Here is a 23739-nt window from a genome sequence, read left to right on the forward strand (position 1 = left end):
ACATCTGCATCATGGCATCGATTTTTTCACGCATCATCGCCGGAGAGATTCCGTCGTACAAAGTCGCCGAAGATGCGAATTACTACGCATTTCTCGACATCAACCCCCTGACCGAAGGACATACGCTCGTCGTGCCCAAGAAAGAGGTCGATTACATTTTCGATCTGGACGATCAAACGCTCGCCGGCATGATGCTCTTCGCCAAGAAAATCGCCCGCAGGATCGAACGGCAGATCGACTGCAAACGGGTGGCGGTCGTCGTGCTGGGATTGGAGGTTCCCCATGCGCACATCCATCTGATCCCGATCAAAAGCGAAAGCGACGTCGACTTCCGGCGTGAGAAACTCTCCCTGACGCCCGAAGAGTTTCAGGCGATCGCCGCCAAATTGAACCGATAGGAAATCGCGGCATACTTCATAAAGGCGCCGGTCTTGACCGAAAAACTTCCTTTCCCAGGAACGTTTTCGTTAAGCCAATCGCCCCCTCCCCGGTCCTGATCGAATCGTTGGGAACTGTTCGGCTTTTCCCCGCGACGGCACACCGTCACCCGTACACCCCGGCGCAGGAGCCTCGCACAGAGCACCTTCGTCTTGAAATATCACGTAAACCGACGGTTTCCGCCATGCACGACCTGCATCGGACGACACGATACCGAAAAATTCCGAAGCGGATTTTCGTTTTTTCAGCAAAACAGGGATTTGCTCTTTTCCGAAGATAGGCGGCCCCAAGCTCCACGACATCGACTGAAACCGCTTGCGTGTCCACCGCACAAACAGCACGAAACCGAGCGCAGCGAACGCAAAGCCTCCCGGCACCTCCGACCGGAGAACAGCAAAGAATCCAACAGCGCGATCATCTCGATATTCCGCTTTTGCGACACAAACAAATGCGCCGGATCGGGCAGTCCGATAAAGCCAGTAAGCAGCATCCACACCCACACCCACACCCACACCCACACCCACACCCACACCCACACCCACACCCACACCCACACACCCGCACCCGCACCCGCACCCGCACCCGCACCCACGCACCCGCACTGCCTACGTTCGCACAATCGTTCCGGGCGTTTCATCCTCCCATGCCTGCTCTGTTTCCCTCTACGACAATACGGAGTTACCGTTGCCCGCAACCAATATTCGAAAATAAACGGATTCGGCCGGCCGGTCGGAAACATCCGGAGAATCGAACAGCAACGTAGCATTTACACGCTATCAAATATGTAAATTTTGACACTCCTGTTTTTCCTGTATCCGGCACATCCGAGCATCCCCGCAACGAACCGAATCCGGCGGCGTCAAACCAATAGGGTATTTTCCCAGAATCGAACTTCGCGCGAACAAACCTTCCCGAAGAAATCAACAGCGCACTTTACCTTCAATCGACACGCTTCGCATTCCGGAGATTCCCCAAAACCGTCGGTCGAACTACGTCAAAAAAGGGTAACTCCGAATATCGCTCCATTTTTTCGCATCCAGCGGGAATTCGATCGGAGCAGGCAGGATTTCGCTGCCGGAAACCGACTTTTCAAGAATCAAAATAGGAGCAAACCGCCTGTTCTCTCCGCCTCAAACACCCGAATCAACGCTGAACGATCGAAAAATCATACGAGCTGAAAAGGTCATGAATGCCTCGGATTACAAAAATATAGATACCTTATAAATAAATAGATAAGTGGATATGAAAGAATTATCAACAATCTGTTTTTAACATAATGTATATAATCGGAAAGGTATGGTAATTTTTAGAGAAGACAAGAGGCGAGAAATCATATTTTTCATTGAAAATAGTCACGAAAGGGTAGTGTATTTACTTTTGTAAATGATCCTGAGTAAATTCAACGCCTTCTTTGTTTACTTTTGTAAACATAAATCGGAAAACCAGGTGTTCATAATTCATAATCTGTAAAACACCACCAAAATGTATTCACGATTGACTAGCCCTCGGATTTCACTAGGTGCAAATATTGAATATACGAATTCATATTACAGAATATCAAATAATTATATGATTTATATACACTATAAGATTTTATATATCGGAGTAAAACCAGCGTACGATGAAGGATCCTCATTACAGAAGATTATATAAGTATAAAATTGCAGAAAATCATATATTTGCTATATTCTATCTAAACATAATTAGTAAGTGAAAAGAGAATCGTGTTTTTACAGTTTTAATTTGTTTACAATTGTAAATAAATTCTTCCGTTGTTAATTATTTACATTTTTGAATCTCGCTTGTTTTACAAAATAAAAATGTTTATATTTGTAAAAAATCAGGGAATATGGGAGAAAAATTGTTGAGACTGATGAAAAGCGAAGGATTGACTTCAAGCCGCCTTGCGGAAATTCTGGGGACAGGCGCTTCCAATATCTCCCATATCATCTCCGGACGCAGCAAACCGGGATACGATCTGCTGCGAAAAATTCTGCTCAGTTTCCCGCAGATCAACCCTGATTGGTTGCTGCTCGACGACGAAACAATGTACCGCTCGGATGAAACTCCGATCAGGGAACAACCCGTTTCGCCCGACCTTTTTACGGCAGAATCCGCAACTTCCGAACATCCTTCCGGTTCCCCTTACGAAACCGATATCGCCGGAAATACGGATACCGTCGACGCGGTCGATCCGCATCGGATCGCTTCCGGAGGTTTTAGAAATATGACATCTTCTACCGTGCAACGAATCATCATCGTTTATTCCGATCGGACCTTCGAAAGTTTTACGCCGAAACAGGAATAAGAAACCTGACCGCAGCTCCGTTCTCAAATTTGCCGGACACGGATAATCCGGACTTCAACCGGCGTTCCCATTCGATCATACGTCATCGGATCGGACGTCTATACCTATCGAAGCAACGAATCCCGTCCGACACTTCGGACGCAGCCCCATTTCCCTGCCAACGAGCCACGATTCGTTTTTGCCAACTATCTTTTCCTCCCGTAAAATACGGTAGACGGAACCTTACCGGAATTAACATAATATAGACTCCAAAAAACAGGTTCTTAGGAGTATTTTCGGTACCCCGGAATTTCTCCAAATTCCTTGGTCGCAATTATTTCTTAATAATGCATCGGCACGGCCAAAAAGAGTCGGCAAATCGCCAGACCTCCGACGACTTCAAAACAGACCTATAGTGGTCCAGAGAAATATTATAATCCCGCATTTTATAAAACAACAAATAATGGATTAATATTTATATTATGTTAAATTAAATATCGATCCGGCCAAAAGGACCATTCGAACGGTCGGATACAGCTACCCCGACGGCGTATCAATCACTGAAATATCCCACCTTGTAATCCGAAAATGCACGATTCCATCGATTTCCCCACAGGAAAATGCGCAGTGAACCGGATTTTTCGCTACATTTGTTCTTATTCACCGGAGCGGTTTTGCCGTCCGGAAACGACGATACATAACGACTATGAGAACCGCATATCTATATTTATTATTCCTGTCGCTTTTCGCAACAGGTTGTACGTCAAGCACCCGCCAGACAGACAAGGAGCGACTTTACGTCTCGATCCTGCCGCTGCGCTCGCTCGTCGAGCAGATCGTCGGAGACGACTTCAAAGTCGACGTATTGGTTCCGGCAGGCGCCAGTCCCGAAAGTTTCGAACCGACACCGCGCCAGTACGTTGCGCTGAACCGGTCGAAACTGGTCTTCAACGTCGGGCTTATCGACTTCGAACAAAATCTGTTACGCGATTTTCCCGATCGGGAGAAACTGGTCAACCTGAGCCGGGGCATTCGGCTGCTCGAAGGGAGTTGCGCACACGGACATACACACGAACCGACCGAAAAAGCACGCGCGTCCGAAGGGCACGCACACGGCATCGACCCTCACATCTGGACCTCGCCGCGCGCACTGAAACAGATGGCCGCCAACGCTTACGACGCGCTTCGCACATCGTTTCCCGACTCGGTTCGTTATACGGAAAATTACGAAAAACTGCTCGTCCGCCTCGACTCGCTCGATACGGCCTGTGCCGAAGCGCTGCGGCAGGCGGACGTACACACGATCGTGATCTACCACCCCGCCCTCACTTACTATGCGGCGGATTACGGACTGGAACAGCTCGCCGTCGAACACGACGGAAAGGAGCCGTCGGCCCGTCACCTGGCGCGGCTGATCGAGGAGGCACGCAGGAAAAAGGTACGGCGCGTCTTCTATCAGGCGCAATACCCCGCGTCGACGGTCAAAGTCATCGCCGAAGATATAGGCGCCCGCAGCGTGAAGATCGATCCGCTGCGTGAAGATGTCATCGAAAACATCGGGGAAATCACCCGACAACTTACCTCCGGCAATGAGTAACGTATTGATCTCGGTGAGAGACCTCTCGGTCGCATACGAGGGGACGACGGCGCTGGATGAGGTGTCACTGGATATTTTCGAGGACGATTTCCTGGGGGTCATCGGCCCCAACGGCGGCGGGAAGACATCGCTCGTACGTGCGATTCTGGGCAACATTCCCTACCGCGGAACGGTGAACTACGCTGCCGAACTTTTCCGCGGCAAAGAGCGTCTGATCGGGTATCTGCCCCAACAGAACGTTTTCGACAGGGCTTTCCCCATATCGGTTACGGAGACGGTCCTGTCGGGCTTGCAGGGACACAAGCGATTCCGGTCGCGCTACACCGCCGAAGACCGCCGACGGGCGCTGGAACTGCTCGAACGCACCGGCATCGCCGAAGTCGCCGGCCGAGCCATCGGCGAAATATCGGGAGGGCAGATGCAGCGGGCGCTTCTGTGCCGGGCGATCATCTCCGAGCCGCGGCTGCTGATCCTCGACGAACCGGCCAACTTCGTCGACAACCAGTTCGAAAATGAACTATACCGCATTCTCCAGGAGTTGAACCGCCGCATGGCCATCGTCATGGTGTCGCACGACGTGGGGACGATCTCCTCGGTGGTGAAGAGCATCGTCTGCGTCAACCGTCATGTTCACCGGCACGATTCGAACGTCATCGACGAGGAACAACTGCGCAACTACGGCTGCCCGATCCAGCTCATCTCGCACGGCGACGTACCGCACACCGTGTTGAGCCGCCACTAATCCATCAGCCGCCGCAGCCAGCCGAGCAGCCGCTTGGGATAAGGCGCATAACGCAGCGGCAGGTCGAAGCGTTTCGACCCCAGAAAATAGGAGCGGCAGTTGGAGAAGCACTCGAACGACGCCTCGCCGTGATAGCGTCCCATTCCGCTCGCACCGACCCCGCCGAAGGGCAGGCGACGACTCGACACCTGCATCACCACATCGTTGAACGCCACCCCGCCCGACGGCACCCGCTCGCACAGACGGCGGCCTTCGCGTTCGTCGCCGAAATAATAGAGTGCCAGCGGCCGGTCGGCGGCGAGCAGCGCATCGGCCGCCTCCGACAACTCCGCGAAGGTCAGCACGGGCAGCACCGGCGCAAAAATCTCTTCGCGCATAAGACGGCTCTGCGGGTCGGGATTCAGAACGATCGTCGGTGCGACATAGCGCTCCTCTTCGAGCACCTCGCCGCCGCAGACCGTCTCGCCTCCCGCCGTGGAGAGCAACTCCGCCACACGACGCGCATGGGCGCCGTCGACCATTCGGGGATAGTCGACCGCAAAGCGCGGATCGCTCCCCCATTGCCGCTCGACGGCCCGCTGCAACTCCACCAGCAGCCGGTCGCAAACCGATTCGTGCACCAGCAGGAAATCGGGGGCCACGCAGGTCTGACCGGCATTGAGGGTCTTCCCCCACACGATGCGCCGCGCAGCCAGCTTCAAATCGGCCTCCGCTCCCACGACGCAAGGACTTTTCCCGCCCAGTTCGAGCGTGACGGGCGTCAGGCGTTCGGCCGCACGCACCATGATCTCGCGGCCGAAAGTCCCTCCGCCCGTGTAGAAGATATGGTCGAACCGCTGCGTCAGCAACTCTTCCACAGCCTGCGGTGCGTGCGGCACCAGAGCGACCAGCTCCTCCGGAAAGCACTCGCCGACGATCTCCGACAGAACGGCCGCCGTGGCCGGAGCGCCCGGCGAAGGTTTCAGCACCACGCAGTTCCCTGCGGCCAACGCCCCGACGAGCGGCAGCAGCGTCAGTTGCAGCGGGTAATTCCACGGCGCGACGACGAGCACCACGCCCAGCGGTTCGTAGCGCACACGGCTTCGCGCCGGCCAGGCGAAGAGCGGCGTCGGGACGCGGCGAGGCCGCATCCAGCGTTTCAGGTTACGCAATGCGAAACGGATTTCGCCCGCGACGATACCGATTTCGGTCATGTAACTCTCGACAGCCGATTTGCCCAGATCGGCGCGCAACGCACTGCACAGCACCTCTTCGTGCCGCCGCACCGACGCCTGCAACGCTTGCAGCGCCCGACGCCGCACCGCGATGTCGTGCGTGGCGCCCGTCTCGAAATAGGCCCGCTGGGCGGCTATCAACTTCGGAATATCCATAACAGTGTGGGATTATCGATTTTCAACCGACTCGATGCCGAGGCCGGCGATACACGAAAATACGCCCCCTCGATTGCAAGCGGCACGCCCCGGCGCACCGCGGAGGGATCGGCAGGGATACGAACGGGAGGAGACAGTCGCCTGTCGCCTCCCGCAAAATTTACCGAAAAAGGGCACTCCCCTACTTCTTCGCCTCGTTGATCTTGCTCAGCTCCTCGAACAATGCCTCGAACGACCGGACGATATCGGCACGCAGCGCAGCATAGTATTTGCGGACCAGCGATTTGTTGTGCGGTTCGGTGGGATTGCTGACCTTTGCGATCAACTCGTTGCGAAGGGCGACGGCCTTCTGCATCAGCTCGAAAATTTCCTGCTCCTTCGACGGCTGGAAGGCAATGGCCATATCGCAGTCGAAAACCACCTCTTCCAGACGATAGTCGATCTCCTTCTTCAGCTCTCTTAAATTTGCCATAATAATCCTGATAGTTTGATATTTGGCGTAAAGATAATAAAAACCTCCGACAATCGCCACTTCGCCCGATGATTTTTCCGCACGAAACCGCCGGATCCGCCCGCAGGCGATCCGGCGACTCCGTCCGATCGGAGGCTCGGCGTCGACGAGCAAGGGCGGAAAACGCCCGCCTGAAACGGACGGACTACATCGTGCAGGTGCAATCGAACTCGTCCATATCGATAATCAGACCGTCGGGCTGATCGTCGACAAGGATGTAGGTCGCATGGATGACCGGCTCCACTTCGGGCAGCGGAATGGGCGTGCGCTCGGTGACGACGCTGCTCTTGTCGTAGGTGAAGGCCATCTCTACATGGCGCATCGGCGGCAGGATATGCTGGCGCATGTAATTCCACGCCGCAGGGAGCCGTTTGAGCCGCATCTCCTTGACCGTCGCCTTGTCGCTGCCGTTCAGGATTTGCAGCACCTCCTGCTTGGAGGGTATCGACGAAGCCTCCACGGCCGGAACCGCCGCCCGCCACTCGTCGACTACGGCCGATACGGTGACCGGATAGCTGGCCGAAAGGCGGTAGCGGGAATCGACGTAGTTCCGGAAATCGGTCGCGCGTTTGCGCGCCAGCCGCTCGTTGGGAGCATAGGGTCCGTCGGGCGAAGCGTAGCCGGTGATCGTCACGCCCGTCACCCGCAACGACTTATCCTGCGAAACCTTGTCGATAAAAGCCTGCAAATCGTCCAGCTGCCGCGCATTTCCGGCCAGCGTCGACGAGAGCTGCGCCACATCGACCTGATAACGCACCGCATAGTCGGAGTTGCGGTCGGCGTGCTGTTTCACCAGATACTTGCGCACCAGATAGGTACCGTCGACATCGGCCGACAGCAAAACGGTATCGGCCTGCGGACACGATGCCGGAGCCCCGCTTCGCTGCTGGGCATCGGCCGCAGCGCATACCGCAAAGGCACATACGAAAGTGGTAAAGATCCTTTTCACGTCATTAACGATTTATGAGTGGATAGTATGATTTCGCACCAATCCATTCAACAATCGCGCCGAAACGACGAAAAACGGCCCCTGAGCAGAGTCGAGGGCCGTCGATACGTTCTTTGCCGGCTGCACAGGCAGGCTGTCCGCCGCAAGCTACATCCGTTCGGGAACGTCGATCCCTAACAGGCGCATCGCCAGCCGGATCACGCGCGCCACCTGCTCCGACAAACGCAGCCGCATGGCACGCACCGCAGCGTCTTCCTCGCGCAGGATCGAGTGATCGTGGTAGTAGGCGTTGTATTGTTTGGCCAACTCATAGGCGTATGCCGCGACGATCGAAGGAGCGAAATTCTCGGCAGCGGCCTTCACCACGTTGGGATAGTCCGCCAACTGCTTGACGAGCGCCACCTCTTCGGGCAGATAGGCCGCGGCCGACGCTTCGCCGCAGGCGATCCCCGCCTCCTGCGCCTTGCGCAGCACCGAACGGATGCGGGCGTGCGTATACTGGATGAAGGGACCGGTATTGCCGTTGAAATCGATCGATTCGCGCGGATCGAAGAGCATCGTCTTTTTAGGATCGACTTTGAGAATGAAATATTTGAGTGCACCCAGACCGACCATCCGCGAAATCGCAGCCGCCTCGTCCTCCGTGCAGTCGTCCAGCTTGCCCAGTTCGTCCGACATTTCGCGTGCCGTGCGCACCATGTCGTCGATCAGGTCGTCGGCATCGACGACCGTCCCCTCGCGCGACTTCATCTTGCCGTTGGGCAACTCCACCATCCCGTAGGAGAGGTGGGTGATATGGTCGCTCCAATCGTATCCCAGCTTTTTGAGCACCAGTTTCAAAACCTGGAAATGGTAGTTCTGTTCGTTGCCCACCACGTAGATCATGTCGTCGAGATCGTTCTCCTCGAAACGGCGGTAGGCCGTCCCCAGATCCTGCGTCATGTAGACCGACGTTCCATCGCCGCGCAGCAACAATTTCTGATCCAGGCCGTCGGCCGTAAGATCGATCCAGACCGAACCGTCCTCGCGGCGGTAGAAAATCCCCATGTCCAGCCCCTTCTGCACGATGTCCTTGCCCAGCAGGTAGGTCTGCGACTCGTAGTAGACCTTGTCGAAATCGACGCCCAGCGCCTTGTAGGTAACGTCGAAACCGCCGTACACCCAGCCGTTCATCATCTCCCACAGTCCGTAGACCTCGGGATCCCTGGCCTCCCAGCGGCGCAGCATCTCCTGCGCTTCGAGCATCAGCGGCGCCCGCTTCTTCGCCTCCTCCTCCGACATGCCCGAGGCCGTCAGCTCCTTGACCTGGGCCTTGTAGTGCTTGTCGAACTCGACGTAGTATTTACCGACCAGATGGTCGCCCTTCATTCCCGACGAAGCGGGCGTTTCGCCTCCGCCGTAGCGCTTCCACGCCAGCATCGACTTGCAGATGTGGATGCCTCGGTCGTTGACCAGGTTGACCTTGATGACGTTATGGCCGACGGCACGCAATATCTGCGCGACCGAATAGCCCAGCAGGTTGTTGCGGATATGCCCCAGATGGAGCGGCTTGTTGGTATTGGGCGACGAATACTCGATCATCACGTTGCGGCCCGTCGCAGGAGCCTGCCCGAACGCTCCGTCGGCTGCGATTTCGGCGAAACGGTCGGCCCAGAAGCCGTCCGAAAGAGCGAGGTTCAGGAATCCCTTGATGACGTTGAACGACTTCACCTCCGGCATATGCGCCGTAAGGTGCTCCCCTATCTCGGCGGCCGTCGCTTCGGGCGACTTGCGGCTTCGTCGCAGCAGCGGGAAAACGACCAGCGTATAATCGCCGTCGAACTCCTTGCGTGTCTTCTGAATCTGCAACTGCTCCTCCCCCAGCGGCCCGTAGAGCGCCTCGACCGAGCGGCTCACCGCCTCCGAAATAAAGTGATCGATATTCATTTTCCTCCGATGATTTGTTGATTTAGCCCTGCAAATTTAGCTTTTTTCGGTGAATAATCAATCGCCGGCAACAGATTCCGTACAATTCTCCCCCGCAGCATTTCCCGCCATCCGAAATATTCATCTCCGGCCGACGTCTTCGATACTCCGTCCCGGCAGAATCGAACATGCGTTTGCTTCTGCGCTCGACTTTTCGTACTTTGGCTGCGCCTTAGATACTCCGTCTCGGCAGAATCAAACATGCGTTTGCTTCTGCGCTCGACTTTTCGTATCTTTGCAAAATGATACGCTTCCGCACCGGACGGCCGACGCACCGGCGCAGGCGCATGAACCCGCCCGCGCATCCGGACAACGGCCGACGTACGGAACATACCGCATACATTCAATATGGAAATCGTCATCATCATCCTGCTGATCCTGCTCAACGGCATCTTCGCCATGTCGGAAATCGCACTGATCTCGGCCCGCCGTTCCAACCTCGAACTGCGTGCCCGGCAGGGAAACGCCGGCGCGCGGCGCGCGCTCCGGATCATCGAAGACCCCGACAAGTTCCTCTCGACCATTCAGATCGGCATCACGCTCATCGGCATCCTCACGGGTATCTACTCCGGCGATGCGCTGGCTGCGAAATTCGGCCGCGAACTCGCTCTGCTGGGTATTCCCCTGCGCACGGCGACGATCGCGGCCCAAGTGACGATCGTCGTCATCGTCACCTACCTGACGCTCATCTTCGGCGAACTCGTTCCCAAGCGTATCGGCATGAACACGGCCGAGAAGATCGCCTGCGCCGTCGCGCGGCCGATGCGTGCACTCTCGGTGGCGGCCTCGCCGTTCGTATGGCTGCTTTCGCGCAGCACCGCGGCGATCACTCGACTGCTGGGCCTCAAAGAGTCGGACAACAAGGTGACCGAGGAGGAGATCCGTTCGATCATCCAGGAGAGCGTCGACGACGGCGAAGTGCGCGTGGTCGAACAGCAGATCGTCGGACGCGTCTTTTCGCTCGGCGACCGCGCGGTCGACTCGGTGATGACGCCCCGCAGTGAAATCGTCTGGATCGACATCGCCATGACGACCGACCAGATTCGCGAACGGGTCAACCGCAACCCGCACAGTCTTTACCCCGTCGCCGACGGGGAGCTCGACAAACTCGTCGGCGTGGTCTACCTCAAAGACCTCTTCCAGCACCTCGCAGAACCCGACTTCAACCTCTGCAAAACGCTCCGGCCGGTCAAGTTCTTCCATGAAAGCTGCGAAGTCTACAACGCCATGGACCAGCTGCGCAGCGAACAGCTGGGCTACGGCATCGTCTGCGACGAGTTCGGTGTCACGCGCGGCATCGTCACCCTCAAAGACATCTTCGAAGCCCTCGTCGGCGAAATTCCCGAAGACCTCGACGAACCCGACATCGTGCGGCGCGAAGACGGGAGCTGCCTGGTGGACGGGCAGTGCTCCTTCTACGATTTTCTGGCCTACTTCAACATGGAGGAGGTCATTCCGCACACCGCTTACAAAACGATCAGCGGGCTGATCCTCGACGAACTGGACCACATTCCCCAAACGGGAGAGAAGCTGCACTGGAACCGCTTCACGCTGGAAATCGTCGACATGGACGGCGCACGCATCGACAAAATACTCGTCACACCCGATACAATACCCGCCGATGAAAATAGCTGATCTGGAACTGGGCGACAAGCCGCTGTTTCTGGCGCCGATGGAGGATGTCACCGATCCATCGTTCCGCTCGATGTGCAAGGAGTTCGGCGCCGATGTGGTCTACACCGAATTCATCTCGTCGGACGGCCTGATCCGCGACGCGGCCAAGTCGCTCAAAAAACTCGAAATAACGGAGGCCGAACGCCCCGTCGGCATCCAGATCTACGGCCACCTGATCGAACCGATGGTCGAAGCAGCGCGCATGGCCGAGGCCGCCGGCCCCGACATCATCGACATCAACTTCGGATGCCCGATGAAGAAGATCGCCGGCCGCGGCGCCGGTTCGGGCATGATGCGCGACGTGCCGCTCATGGTCGAAATGACGCGCCGCATCGTCCAGGCGGTCGACCACACCCCCGTGACGGTCAAGACCCGTCTGGGCTGGGACGACGAAAACAAGAATATCGAAGAGATCGCCCTGCGGTTGCAGGACGTGGGGATCGCAGCACTCACGATCCACGGCCGCACCCGCGCCCAGATCTACCGGGGCGAAGCCGACTGGACGCTCATCGGTCGCGTGAAGAACAATCCCGCGATCCGTATCCCGATCATCGGCAACGGCGACGTGGATTCGGGCCCCCGAGCCGCCGCGATGTTCGACCGCTACGGAGTCGACGGCGTGATGATCGGCCGCGCCACCTACGGCCGGCCGTGGATCTTCCGCGAAGTCAGGCACTACCTGACTACCGGCGAGGTACTCCCCCAGCCTACGGTCGTCGAACGGGTAGAAATCGCCAAGCGTCATCTGCGCAAATCGGTGGAAATCAAAGGAGAATACGTCGGCATACTGGAAATGCGCCGCCACCTCTCGAACTACTTCAAGGGGCTGCCCGATTTCAAACAGACCCGTCTGCAACTCGTCACGCTGACCGACATTCCCGCGCTGATGGCCACGCTCGACTCGATCGCCGAGCGCTGGGGCGACTTCGACACCTCGCAGGTCGTGCCTGCGCCGCTGTCGCACGAACTGTAACGCCCTTACGAAAACGCCTGTCCCTCGCGGAACAGTTTCCAACGTCCCTCCGCCGACCGCAGGAGTCGCGCGGAGGGTTGTTTTTCACTGGCGAACAGCTCCACGCCGACCTGCGTTCCCTTGCGGCCCCACTGCCCCACGATCCGGCCGCCGTGCAGCAGCACCGGCCGGAAAACACCGAAGTCGTTGAATGCCCGCGCACGATGCTCCGGTGCCAGCACGTCCGAACGATCCTTGTAGGCGATCAGGTACTCGTCGAACGCCGGCAACAGGTGCGCGTGCGCCGGCGCCTTTCGGCAGGTCGCCCAACTCTCGTGCAGCAGATACTCCCGCCCGCCGAACGATTCGCGAAGCAACTCCCCGTCCAGCGCCCCGACACCGCGGCGGGCCTGCCCGACGGGCAACCCCGACCACCAGACGAAATCGTCGAACGTCGCCGGAGAATGGCTGCGGAAATAACGAAGCGCCAGCAGGGCCAACGCCTCCTCTTCCGGCAGATCGACCGCCTGCGGCACCCGTTCCGCCAACAGCGCATAGGTAGGTTTTCCCGCCCTGTCGGCACCGCTGCAAACTACGCCGTCCGTTTCGGCGTGCATCATCAGACGATTCAACCGCGGTGCGTCGACGGCCATTCCGGCTCGTTCCAGCTCCCCTGCGATCTGCTGCCGCGTGAGGTGGTTGCCCCCTCCGAGTATCCGTTCCAGCAACCGGCTGCAACGCAGGTAGTCCCCCTCGTCCAACCCGCAGCCGTTGCCTTTGGCGAACGACGCATTGGCGGCGCGGATCCGCCGTGCCGACAGGTGCAGCATCCACCGCACGTCCTCCGCCGCGATGAAATGCCACGTCGGCCGCATGATGTGCATACGCAGGATGCGACCTTCGCGCAACGCCTCCTCCACGGGCGCCGCTGCGAGCGTGCGCAGCCGCAACGCAACGGCCCATTTGGCCGAACCGTACTCCTGCGCCTGCACCATGCCCATCCAGCGGATCAGTTCGACCGGATCGTCGAACTGCGGCGCGACGAGTTGCTGCGCGTGCAGACGGATGTCGGTCAGGCGGTTCATCGGAACAACCCTACTTGTCGACCGAGAAACGATAGATGCAACGACTGTGGTAGGTCTCTCCCGGACGCAGCACCACCGACGGCCACTGCGGTTTGTTGGGTGAATCGGGATAGTGCTGCGTTTCGAGGCAGACGGCCGTACGGTGTGCATAGGGAATGCCGTGTTTCCCGCGGACAGTCCCGTCGAGGAAGTTGCCGACATAGACCTGGATGCCCGGTTCGTCGGTGAAGACCTCCAATGCGATACCCGACACGGGCGAGACGAGCCGTGCGGCCGGACGCGACAGATCGCCCGCCGTGGCCAGCACCCAGTTGTGGTCGTAACCGTGGCCGTTGCGCAGCTGCTCGTCGTCGGAGTCGATTTCGGCGCCGATGGCCTTCGGCCTCCGGAAATCGAAGGGCGTACCTCCGACCGAATCGATCCGTCCGAGTGTCAGGAAGGTCGAATCGACAGGCGTATAGCCGTCGGCGGCGATCGTCAGCAGGTTGTCGAGAATCGGATGCGTAGGATCGCCCGACAGGTTGAAATAGGAGTGGTTCGTCAGGTTGACGACCGTCGGCCGGTCGGCGGTCGCCTCATAGGTGATGTCGATGGCGTTGTCCTCCGTCAGGCGGTAGACTACCTTCGCAGTCACAGCGCCGGGGAATCCCGCATCGCCGTCGGGCGAATGCAATGTCAGGGCGAGCGACTGCGGGTCGGGCTGGTGTGCCTCGTAAACGCGATACTGCCACCCGTCGGGGCCGCCGTGCAGGCAGTGCCCGTAGTTATTCACGGGCAGGCGCACCGTATCGCCGTCGAGGACGAACCGCCCGTGACCGATGCGGTTGGCATACCGCCCGATCGACGCACCGAAATCCGACGGAATCCGCACGTAATCGGCGATATTGTCGAATCCGAGCACCACGTCGCGCAGCGTTCCCGTGCGGTCGGGCACCATGACCGATACGATCCGGCCGCCGAAATTGGTGATGCAAACCTCCATTCCCGCGGCGTTGGTCAGCGTGTAGAGGTCGGTCGGCCGGCCGTTCACCTCGGAGCGGAACCGTTCGCGGTCGAGCCCCGACAAACTTTTATCGCCCGCAGCGCCGCCGCAGGCCGGAATCACGGCCGCGGCACCGAGGGCCGCCAGCCAGCAAAGTAACGTTTTCTTCATGTTCAGGTTCTTAGATCGGATAAAGATACGAATAAGCAAGGGCAATGTCAAATTTATTTGAACATTGCCGAGGCGGAGTATCTAAGACACAGTCAAAGATAGTGAAAAAATACGGTTATACGCAAGCACCCCTTCTCCGAATTGCAGGCAGTTCGCCTCCGGTAGCACGACAGGCACAAGCGGATGCGATCCGCGCATGGAACGGCGGCGGACTGCCGACAGCACCCGCGCTGTCGAGCGAAGCGCTTCGGAAAACGAACTCGGTGGTTCGCCCCCTCGCTGCAAACGAAAAAGAGGGTCTGTCGACCCCCTTTTGCATCGGCGTTCCATGCACCGCTATTTCAACACCCGCTCGATGTAGGAGGTGTAGTCCTTCACCACGGGCCGGTAGTCGTCGTGCTCGAAGAGCGGCGACGAGATCAGGAAATCGGCCGACGAGCGGTTGATCGCCGTCGGGACGTTGTAGAGCGTCGCAATGCGCAGCAGGGCCTTCACGTCCACGTCGTGGGGCTGCGCCGACATCGGATCCCAAAAGAAGATCAGAGCGCTGATCTCCCCGTCGGCGATCATCGAACCGAGCTGCTGGTCGCCGCCCAGCGGGCCGGATTTGAGCAGCGTGATGTCGAAATGCGAGATCTCCTCGGCACCGCCCCGCTCCGTCAGCGTCCGCGTCACCATCTTACCCGTCGTTCCGGTACAAACCAGGTGGTGCCGGAGCAGAATCTCCCAATTCCAGTCGACCCACTCCGCCAGATCGCGTTTCATGTTGTCGTGGGCCACCAGTGCAACTTTCTTCTTCTCTTTCATCGTCATTTATTTTCAATCATCGCTTCCCGCGCTCGGAAGGATTCCCCGCTTGCGGGAAGCGTCGTTTCCGACAGACGTTCCGGTATCGCGGCTCCGCCCCCTCCCGCCCCGATAAAACAGGGGAATCGGGCATCGGCGCATCGCAACCGGAGACAAAAATAATACAAAAAACGAATCGGCAAAACGGCCGCCCCCGAATTTTACATTTTGATAACAAAAAGCCGCCCGCATCGCGGCGGACGGCAGGTACGGACTGCGAACAGGGAGGGCTTATTCCTCCTCCGTCTCGGGCAGTTTGAATTCGGTGAATCCCGCGCCGAGCAGGATGTTGTACCACATGAAGACCTTCTTCATGTCCGACACATGCACGCGATCGCGGTCGTAGTCGGGCAATACCTCCGCGAAAGCGGCCTTCAACTTCTCGGGAGCCTCCTTGTGGCTGATCGCCTCCTTGCCGCCCGTGTGGTTATAAATATTGGTGAACACGTCGGCCAACGGCAGGTCGTCGCCCTCGGTGAAGATCGAGATCTCCGTCAGGGCACTCACCTTCGACGACGCCGAAGCATTCATCCGCTTCCCGTCGAGCAGCGATTCGACGATCACGCCGTTCGTCGACTGCGCCACATACTTATACAACCCGGGCTGTCCCGATATTGCCAAAATCTCCTTCAATTCCATAAACCTTCAAGAATTAAGTTCGTACAAAATAATAAATTCTCATTAACCTTCCGCCGCGAACGGCGCACGAGCGTCTACACCCCGCTATTTTTCCGAACCGTCGCTCTCGCCGGAATCGCCCGGCTGGTCGGGATCGGGTTCGATCGGACCGGGCACGACATACTCCTCGAAATCAGAAGAGACATAGAGGCGATGCTGCGTCGTCACTTCGATCATAAAACGCACCTTGCGACCGGTCAGCTTCGTGGCGGGAATCTTGGCCATGAAGTCGTAGGTCTCGCCCGCCACGGTCGAATAGACGGGATCGGTCGAGCGATAGCTCTCCGTCGTATTGCCCCACGTACCCGTAATCGAATCCACCTGGTAGGTCACACAGGCCTGGAACGGACAATGTTCGTTGCGTATCCTGGCCGTCACGGTCACCTCTTCGCTCTTCGACGGATTTTTCGGCGAGTAGTTCACCTCCGAAATCACGGGCGTCGAACATCCCTCGCCCTCATCGTCTCCACACGACGGCAGCACCGCAACCGCAGCGGACAACACCGCCCATACAATCAGCTTCTTCATCGTTCGTTTTCCGTATTTATTTGTCGAGATGCACATCCAGCTGCGGGAAGGGGAAATGCAACCCCTGCTGCGGCAATTCGTTGTAGAACCGCTCGTTCATATCGAAAAAGAGATCCCAGTAATCGCCGTTGAGCGTCCACGTCCGCGCCACCACGACGATCGCGCTGTCGGCCAGTTCCGACAGGGCCACGAACGGATCGGCCGGCGCATCCGGCGTATGGAGCACCCGTTTGTCGGACTCCAGCATGGCGAGCATCGTGCGTTTGGCCACCGCCACGTCGTCGCCGTAGGCGAGCGAGACTTTCCATTCGACACGGCGCATCGTCTCCGACGAATAGTTGTTGACGATGGCGTTCGAAATCGAAGAGTTGGGAATGTAGATCCGTTTGTTGTCGGTCGTGGTGACCACCGTCGAGAAGAGACGTATCTCCTTGACCGTACCTGCCTGCCCCTGCGCCTCGATGTAGTCGCCGATGCGGTAGGGATGCATGAACATGACCATTATGCCTCCGGCGAAGTTCTGTAATGTTCCGCTCAACGCCATACCGATACCGAAACCCGACGCCGCGAGCAGCGCGACGAGCGACGTGGTATTGAAGCCCAACAGCTGAACGATAATCAGCAGCAGAATGGTATAGGCCGCACCTTTGACCAGGCTGCGCAGGAACGAGCGCAGCGACTTGTCCACCTGCCTGCGGTCGAACGACGCGTCCATCAGGTGCACCAGCCGGTTGATGATCCACCGCCCGGCGGCATAGATTGCGAAGGCCACGGCGATCTTCAACGCCACCCAGATCACCTGTCCCGTAAAGTCACGCAGGAAAGTCTCGGCGTCGAGCGAAGTGAACCGTTCGACGATCTGTTTCCACTGCGCCTTCTGCACGCTGTCGGGCAGAATCAGCGTCTCCGCTTCCAGAAAAAATCCCAGCATAAGCAAATTCTTATCGTTTAAGTTACAAAAGTACTATTTATATCCGAAAAAACCACTAATTTTGTCTGCACATTTAACATCCTATCATGGAATCTCAGGTAGAAATCATCCAGATCAACATAGCCGGAAAGGACCAGCCCGGCCTCACGTCGTCGCTCACGGACATCCTGGCGCGCTACGACGCCTTCATTCTCGACATCGGCCAGGCCAATATCCATCAGTCGCTTACGCTGGGAATCCTGATCAAGACGACCTCCGACAAATCGGGTGCCATCATGAAGGAGCTGCTCTTCAAATCTTCGGAGCTGGGCATCAACATCCGCTTTACGCCCATCAGCGAGGAGCGCTACACGGCATGGGTGGGTATGCAGGGCAAGAACCGCTACATCATCACGCTGCTGGGGCGTCAGCTCACGGCGCGCCACATCGCCGACGTGGCGGGCGTGATCTCGCGGCAGGGGCTCAACATCGACGCGATCAAGCGCATGACGGGCCGCGTTCCGCTGCACGAAGACGAACGGGCGCCCAAGTCGTGCATCGAATTCTCGGTGCGCGGATCGCTCACCGAGGAGGCCACGACGGCCATTCAGGAGCAGTTCATGTCCTTCTCGAACAACGGGGTGGACATCTCGTTCCAGCGCGACGACATCTTCCGCCGCAGCCGGAGGCTGATCTGTTTCGACATGGATTCGACGCTCATCGAGACCGAAGTGATCGACGAACTGGCCGAACGGGCGGGCGTCGGCGCGCAAGTGCGCGCCATCACCGAACGCGCGATGCGGGGCGAGATCGACTTCCGCGAGAGTTTCACCGAGCGCGTGGCGCTGCTCAAAGGGCTCGACGTCTCGGTCATGGAGGAGATCGCGCAACAGCTGCCCATTACCGAAGGACTCGAACGCATGATGACCATTCTCAAACGCGTGGGCTACAAGACGGCGATCCTTTCGGGCGGCTTCACCTATTTCGGCAACTACCTGCGGCAGCGGTTCGGCTTCGACTACGTCTATGCCAATGAATTGGAGATCGTCGACGGCCGTCTCACGGGACGCTACGCGGGCGAGATCGTCGACGGCCGCCGCAAGGCCGAACTGCTGCGGCTTCTGTGCCAGTTCGAGAACATCAATATCGCCCAGTCGATCGCCGTGGGCGACGGCGCCAACGACCTGCCGATGCTCTCGCTCGCGGGACTCGGCATCGCCTTCCACGCCAAACCGAAGGTGAAGGCCACCGCCGGCCAATCGATCTCCACGATCGGCCTCGACGGCATCCTCTATTTCCTGGGATTGAAAGATTCGTGGATCGAACGATGAGGGAATGAAACGGCCGGTCGTCATCGCGTTGCTCGCCCTGTGCGGCTTGTCGTGCGGATGCCGCGACCGTTTCGACGTGCCCGATACGCCGGCCGACGCTCCGGCGGCGAACATCACGATCGCCTCGCTGCACGCATTTCTCCATGCGGAAACCGTCGTCGTCCGCGAGGAATTGACCGTCGGCGGTACGGTCGTGTCGAGCGACGAAGCGGGTAACTTCTACCGCACGCTGGTGCTCGACGACGGCACGGGCGGAGCCGAACTGCGTATCGCCGAATACAATCTCTACACGATCTGTCCGCCGGGCTGCCGCCTGACCGTTTCGCTGCGGGGTTGTGCGCTCGGCGAGCGGAACGGCGTATTACAGATCGGACTGCCGCCCGATGCGTACAGCCCCTACCCGACCGGCTACATCTCCTCGCGCGTACTGCTCGAACGGCTGCTGCATCCTACGGGCGAACGGCAGGAACCCCTCGCTACACCGTGCGAAATCGCACGACTCGGCACGGCGTCGTGCGGCCGTCTGGTTCGTATCGACGCCCTGCGGTTCCGCCCCGACGCGGAACAGGCCGTCCCGCAAACGTGGGAGGGCTACCGGCTTTTCGAAGACGCCGCGGGGCGGACGATCGCCGTCTATACGAGTGCTTACGCCCGTTTCGCCGATCGGGAGATTCCGGCGGGAGAGTGCTCGCTGACGGGTGTGCTCGAATACGGCACGGCCGGCAGTTACGGCAAACAATTCATCCTCCAAATGCGCGATGAGAACGACTGCACGCATTAGCCTCTGCGCACTGGCACTCCTTGCCGCCGGCATCGCAGGATGCCGCGACGACGACCGGCTGTCGTACGAAAAGGATGCGCAGGAGGGTGACGTTCCGCCGATCGGTGTCCAGAGCATCAGCGTCCTCAAATCGCTCTACCACGACCGCACGACCCGCATCACGCAGGAAATATCGATTCAGGGACACATCGTGGCCAACGACACCGCGGGCGAATTCTACAAGGAGATCGTCGTGGAGGACGACACGGGCGGCATCGTCCTCTCGATCGACGACGAACGGCTCTACCGCACCTGCCGTCTGTTCGACTTCGTCACGATCAACTGTCAGGGATTGGCGCTCGGCAGCGAGGGCGGCACGCTGCTGCTGGGAACGTTCCCCACGGGCGACTATTGCGTCGACCGTATCCCCGCGGCCGACGTGGCGCGCTACCTCGCCGTGACACCGGCCGCTACGCGCCGGCAACCGCTGACGCTCGGTTTCGAGGAGGTCGCACCCCGCCACATCAGCCGCTACGTGCGCTTCGACCGGGTGCGTTTGGCCGAGGAGGCGACGACATGGTGCGACTTCGACCCCGAAACCGGCGACCCCGTCACGACCGACCGCACGCTTCTCGATACGGCCAGCCGGCAATTCGTCGTCCGCACCGACCGCCGCTGCGACTATGCCCGCAAACCGCTGCCCGCAGGCGAAGGAACGCTCTGCGGCATCGTCGAGTATTTCAACGGCCGCTACCGCCTTCGCATCACCAACCACGAAATCCTCTTCGACCGACAATAAATCGGGGTGCAACCGTCAAGATCGCACCCCGCCTTTTTCTCCCGCCGCGCCGATCAGCGCTCCGGCACCGCCGCCGCGGCTTCCATCACCCCTTCGTTCATCGTCGGGTGGGCATGGATCGTACGGGCGATCTGCCGCGCCGTGGCCCCCAGACGGCAGGCCAGCGCAGGCTCGGCGAGCATCTCGGTCACGCTGGCTCCTACCAGATGCGCCCCGATCAGCTTGCGGTCGGCGTCGAAAAGCAGTTTCACGAAGCCGTCGCGTTCGCCGGCGGCCGCAGCCTTGCCCGAGGCCATGAACGAATAGCGCCCCACCGTATAGGGAATCTCCCGGGCCAGCGCCTCGCGCTCGGTCAGGCCGACCGACGCCACCTCGGGCGAAGTGAAGACGCACGACGGGATGACCGAGTAATCCACCGGATCCGATTCGACGCCGCAGATATGTTCCACGCAGTGCAGCGCTTCGGCCGACGCGACGTGGGCCAATGCCGGTCCGGGCACGATGTCGCCCACGGCATAGACCCCCTCGACATTGGTGCGATAATGTTCGTCCACCGCGATCTTGTCGCGTTCGACACGCACGCCCAGCTCCTCCAGCCCGAGTCCTTCGATGTTGGATTTGATGCCGACGGCCGAAAGCACCTTGTCGGCCGTAAGCTCCTCCTCGCCCTTCTTGCCTTCGATGCGCACGCGGCACCGGCCCTCGCCGTCGACCGTCACGGACTTGACCGTCGTGGAGGTCATCACCGCGATACGCTGTTTGCGGAAAGCCCGCTCCATCGTCCGCGCCACCTCCTCGTCTTCGAGCGGCATCAACTGCGGCAGGTACTCGACCACGGTCACCCGCACGCCGAGCGCAGCGTAGAACGATGCGAACTCGCAGCCGATGGCACCCGATCCGACGACGACCATCGATTCGGGCAATTCGTCGAGCACCAACGCGTCGCGCGACGAGAGGACATGCTCGTGGTCGATCGGCATGAAGGGCATTTCGCGCGGCCGCGCCCCCGTCGCCAGAATGATATGGTCGGCCGAAACCGTTTCGTCGGCCACGATCACACGGCCTTCGCCCGCAAGACGGGCCTCGCCGCGCAACACATCGACCTTGTTCTTCTCCAGCAGGAACCCGACGCCCTTGCGCATCGTCTCCGAGACGCCGCGCGAACGGGCGACGATACGCGCCATATCGGGCTTCGCCTCGCCGCCGAGCGTCACGCCGAAAGCATCGGCCGTGCGGCAATAGTGGTAGACCTGCGCGCTTTTGAGCAGTGCCTTGGTGGGGATACACCCCCAGTTGAGGCAGACGCCTCCCAGCTCGGCGCGTTCGACGAGCGCCGTCTTGCGCCCCAGTTCCGCGGCTCGGAGCGCAGCACCCATACCGCCCGGGCCGCCGCCGATCACCAGAATATCGTAATGGTTCATAACGTATGTATTTTCAACGGGACGGATTGTCCTTTACACAACCCGTCACCCCTTAATTTTTAATTACTTTCAACGTCTCGCCGTTGTCGGCCGCCACGGCGCGCTGCCACTTCTCGTCGTAACCCGGGAAAAGTATTTCGCCCGGGATATCGCGGCCGTTGCCGTTATCCTTGAATTTGCCGGGTTCGGTCTCGCCCTTCACATTGCCGTCGATGTACTTCACCAGCAAATATTCGTCCATCTGCTTCCACAGATCGAACAAGGTCTGGGCCATCATCACCGAATAGTCGGTCACGTACTTCACGCGCGCCTCCCCTTCGAGCTTCCGCGCCTCGGCCGTGACCTCGCGCACCTCGCCGAGCACCCGATTCTCCCACCGATCGGCTACCGCCTGCAAATCCTTCGACATGCGGTCGTAGCGCAGGTAGGCGAAATTCGTGACGCGGTTGAAGAGCCAGAACATCGACGTGGGGGAATACTTCAACATCGACCCGTTGTTTTCGCTCAGACATTCGGGCACGCGATCGATCGAGCAATAGATCGGCGTAAGACACGACGTGGCGGCATCGTCGACGCCGAACCACAGAATCCCCAGATCGTCGCCCGCCGCACGGTTCGCCTGCGCCACCAGCCAGAAACCGGTCTGCTGCGTGGCCGTGGCGCGTTCGTTGACGTACTCCGTACCGTCGACTTCGAACGACATCGGCCGCCAGCGATACGGCAGCCCGCAGCCGCCGGCACCCAGATCCCTGGTCATGTCCATCGGCGTCCCCTCGTAGTGGTCACGCATGGCATCGAATACCTCCTTGGGAGAGACCTTTTTCGAAGGTTTCACCCACAGCGGCATCCGGTTGGCGGGATTGTGCCCCATCGCGTAGTCGGTATAGGTGTCCATTCCGTCGGCCACGCGACGGAAAAAACTCCACACGCGGGCTTCGCAGGCACGCAGCGCCGAGAAATCGGCCGGCGCATAAGCGTCGCAGAAACTGAACTCCGCATCCGGTCCCTCGTAGTACCCCATCTCGCGGGCGAACGAGATCACGTCGGGCGAATAGAGGCAGTTATCGGGATCGTCGAGCGGGAAGGTCGTGATGCGCGCCTGATTGGCATGGCCCGACACATAACCGTCGGGAATGCGGCGCGCCACCCACACGATTCCCTTGCGGGCGTTGCCGCCCTTGCCGTCCGGTTCGAAACCCTTGCCGATCACCTCCATGATCCACGCCTCGTCCGCATCGGCGATCGAAAACGACTCGCCTTCCGACGCATAGCCGTAGGTATCGGCCAAATCGGCCATCACGCGGATCGCCTCGCGCGCCGTGCGGGCGCGTTGCAGCGTGATGTAGATCATCGAACCGTAGTCCATGCGTCCCGTCGAATCGGCCAGTTCGCCGCGGCCGCCGTAGGTCGTTTCGGTGATGATGAGCGAATGTTCATTCATGTTCCCCACCGTGGAATAGGGATGTTCCACCTGCGGGATGTCGCCCAGATAACGCCCCGTGTCCCACTCGTAGACGGAGAGCATTTCGCCCGGACGGAACCCGCCCTTCGGTGCGTTGAACTTATAGAGGCAGCCGTACAGCGCATGCGAATCGGCGGAATAGCTCACCAGCGTCGTCGAATCGGTCGAAGCGCCGCGCGTGACGATGAAGTTGGTACACGCTCCGGCAGGAGTGCTTTCGAGCAAAAGGAACGGCGTCAAGACCGTCAGCAGACAAAATAAAGGCTTCTTCATAAACAAAA

At 59.1% G+C, this 23739-nt stretch carries 22 protein-coding genes; 9 read left to right on the forward strand and 13 right to left on the reverse strand.

Annotated elements, in window-relative coordinates:
- The first annotated feature begins 11 nt into the window (after positions 1-11).
- The 4 genes from FMF02_RS12640 (at position 12) to FMF02_RS12660 (ending at position 5064) form a co-directional block, all read left to right on the forward strand.
- Positions 12-398 (forward strand): HIT family protein, encoded by a 387-nt coding sequence (locus FMF02_RS12640; protein ID WP_019129388.1) that lies wholly within the window; start codon positions 12-14, stop codon positions 396-398.
- A gap of 1889 nt (positions 399-2287) precedes the next feature.
- Positions 2288-2746 (forward strand): helix-turn-helix domain-containing protein, encoded by a 459-nt coding sequence (locus tag FMF02_RS12650; protein ID WP_141413394.1) that lies wholly within the window; start codon positions 2288-2290, stop codon positions 2744-2746.
- Positions 2747-3431: 685 nt separating this feature from the next.
- Complete coding sequence (locus FMF02_RS12655; protein ID WP_019129386.1) at positions 3432-4322, forward strand: metal ABC transporter solute-binding protein, Zn/Mn family; 891 nt, start codon at positions 3432-3434, stop codon at positions 4320-4322.
- Positions 4315-5064: a metal ABC transporter ATP-binding protein gene (locus tag FMF02_RS12660; protein WP_141413395.1), complete on the forward strand. Its 750-nt coding sequence runs from the start codon at positions 4315-4317 to the stop codon at positions 5062-5064. The genes FMF02_RS12655 and FMF02_RS12660 overlap by 8 nt, the downstream gene beginning before the upstream one ends.
- On the opposite strand, the gene FMF02_RS12665 is transcribed toward FMF02_RS12660, so the two are convergent.
- From FMF02_RS12665 to FMF02_RS12685, 5 genes are all read right to left on the reverse strand, one after another.
- Positions 5061-6434: an aldehyde dehydrogenase family protein gene (locus FMF02_RS12665; protein ID WP_141413396.1), complete on the reverse strand. Its 1374-nt coding sequence runs from the start codon at positions 6432-6434 to the stop codon at positions 5061-5063. The two genes, FMF02_RS12660 and FMF02_RS12665, sit on opposite strands and share 4 nt — an antisense overlap.
- Before the next feature lie 181 nt (positions 6435-6615).
- Positions 6616-6906, reverse strand: a complete 291-nt coding sequence (locus tag FMF02_RS12670) for a hypothetical protein (RefSeq protein ID WP_019129383.1) — start codon at positions 6904-6906, stop codon at positions 6616-6618.
- 184 nt (positions 6907-7090) lie between these two features.
- Positions 7091-7894, reverse strand: a complete 804-nt coding sequence (locus FMF02_RS12675) for an OmpA family protein (RefSeq protein WP_141413397.1) — start codon at positions 7892-7894, stop codon at positions 7091-7093.
- A 147-nt stretch (positions 7895-8041) separates the two neighbouring features.
- Positions 8042-9820: an arginine--tRNA ligase gene (argS, locus tag FMF02_RS12680; protein ID WP_141413398.1), complete on the reverse strand. Its 1779-nt coding sequence runs from the start codon at positions 9818-9820 to the stop codon at positions 8042-8044.
- Positions 9817-10191, reverse strand: coding sequence for a hypothetical protein (locus FMF02_RS12685; protein ID WP_141413399.1), 375 nt, complete (start codon positions 10189-10191; stop codon positions 9817-9819). Before FMF02_RS12685 ends, argS begins: the two co-directional genes overlap by 4 nt.
- Before the next feature lie 16 nt (positions 10192-10207).
- Between FMF02_RS12685 and FMF02_RS12690 the strand changes: the two genes are divergently transcribed.
- Together FMF02_RS12690 and dusB are read left to right on the forward strand one after the other, a co-directional pair.
- A complete protein-coding gene (locus FMF02_RS12690; RefSeq protein ID WP_141413400.1) occupies positions 10208-11494 on the forward strand; it encodes a hemolysin family protein in 1287 nt (428 codons plus the stop codon).
- Complete coding sequence (dusB, locus tag FMF02_RS12695; RefSeq protein ID WP_141413401.1) at positions 11481-12506, forward strand: tRNA dihydrouridine synthase DusB; 1026 nt, start codon at positions 11481-11483, stop codon at positions 12504-12506. The genes FMF02_RS12690 and dusB overlap by 14 nt, the downstream gene beginning before the upstream one ends.
- 5 nt (positions 12507-12511) lie before the next feature.
- Here the strand turns inward: dusB and FMF02_RS12700 are convergent, their stop codons facing one another.
- The 6 genes from FMF02_RS12700 to FMF02_RS12725 all read right to left on the reverse strand — a co-directional run bounded on the left by FMF02_RS12700 (position 12512) and on the right by FMF02_RS12725 (position 17706).
- Complete coding sequence (locus FMF02_RS12700; protein WP_141413402.1) at positions 12512-13570, reverse strand: winged helix DNA-binding domain-containing protein; 1059 nt, start codon at positions 13568-13570, stop codon at positions 12512-12514.
- 10 nt (positions 13571-13580) lie between these two features.
- Positions 13581-14723, reverse strand: a complete 1143-nt coding sequence (locus FMF02_RS12705) for an aldose epimerase family protein (protein WP_141413403.1) — start codon at positions 14721-14723, stop codon at positions 13581-13583.
- Between the two features lie 336 nt (positions 14724-15059).
- On the reverse strand, positions 15060-15530 hold the full coding sequence (locus FMF02_RS12710) for a methylglyoxal synthase (protein WP_026074695.1): 471 nt from the start codon (positions 15528-15530) through the stop codon (positions 15060-15062).
- A 270-nt stretch (positions 15531-15800) separates the two neighbouring features.
- Positions 15801-16208 carry a DUF5606 family protein gene (locus tag FMF02_RS12715; protein ID WP_026074694.1) on the reverse strand — a complete coding sequence of 136 codons (408 nt, stop codon included), beginning with the start codon at positions 16206-16208 and terminating at the stop codon, positions 15801-15803.
- Between the two features lie 84 nt (positions 16209-16292).
- A complete protein-coding gene (locus tag FMF02_RS12720) occupies positions 16293-16775 on the reverse strand; it encodes a hypothetical protein (RefSeq protein ID WP_141413404.1) in 483 nt (160 codons plus the stop codon).
- A 16-nt stretch (positions 16776-16791) separates the two neighbouring features.
- The gene (locus tag FMF02_RS12725; protein WP_019129373.1) at positions 16792-17706 is read right to left on the reverse strand and encodes a mechanosensitive ion channel family protein; all 915 of its coding nucleotides are present in this window, start codon (positions 17704-17706) and stop codon (positions 16792-16794) included.
- Positions 17707-17792: 86 nt separating this feature from the next.
- Here FMF02_RS12725 and serB point away from each other — a divergent pair, with 86 nt between their 5' ends.
- The 3 genes from serB to FMF02_RS12740 are packed head-to-tail and all read left to right on the forward strand — an operon-like array spanning position 17793 to position 20575.
- Complete coding sequence (serB, locus tag FMF02_RS12730) at positions 17793-19016, forward strand: phosphoserine phosphatase SerB (protein ID WP_019129372.1); 1224 nt, start codon at positions 17793-17795, stop codon at positions 19014-19016.
- A gap of 4 nt (positions 19017-19020) precedes the next feature.
- The gene (locus FMF02_RS12735; protein WP_141413405.1) at positions 19021-19797 is read left to right on the forward strand and encodes a DUF5689 domain-containing protein; all 777 of its coding nucleotides are present in this window, start codon (positions 19021-19023) and stop codon (positions 19795-19797) included.
- Positions 19775-20575, forward strand: coding sequence for a DUF5689 domain-containing protein (locus FMF02_RS12740; RefSeq protein ID WP_141413406.1), 801 nt, complete (start codon positions 19775-19777; stop codon positions 20573-20575). The genes FMF02_RS12735 and FMF02_RS12740 overlap by 23 nt, the downstream gene beginning before the upstream one ends.
- A 53-nt stretch (positions 20576-20628) precedes the next feature.
- On the opposite strand, the gene lpdA is transcribed toward FMF02_RS12740, so the two are convergent.
- Both lpdA and FMF02_RS12750 read right to left on the reverse strand, forming a co-directional pair.
- On the reverse strand, positions 20629-21996 hold the full coding sequence (gene lpdA, locus FMF02_RS12745; RefSeq protein WP_141413407.1) for a dihydrolipoyl dehydrogenase: 1368 nt from the start codon (positions 21994-21996) through the stop codon (positions 20629-20631).
- A 52-nt stretch (positions 21997-22048) separates the two neighbouring features.
- Entirely contained in the window at positions 22049-23731 is a 1683-nt protein-coding gene (locus FMF02_RS12750) for a C69 family dipeptidase (RefSeq protein ID WP_244611581.1), read from the reverse strand.
- Positions 23732-23739 lie beyond the last annotated feature (8 nt).

Source organism: Alistipes communis (assembly GCF_006542665.1).
GTDB lineage: Bacteria > Bacteroidota > Bacteroidia > Bacteroidales > Rikenellaceae > Alistipes > Alistipes communis.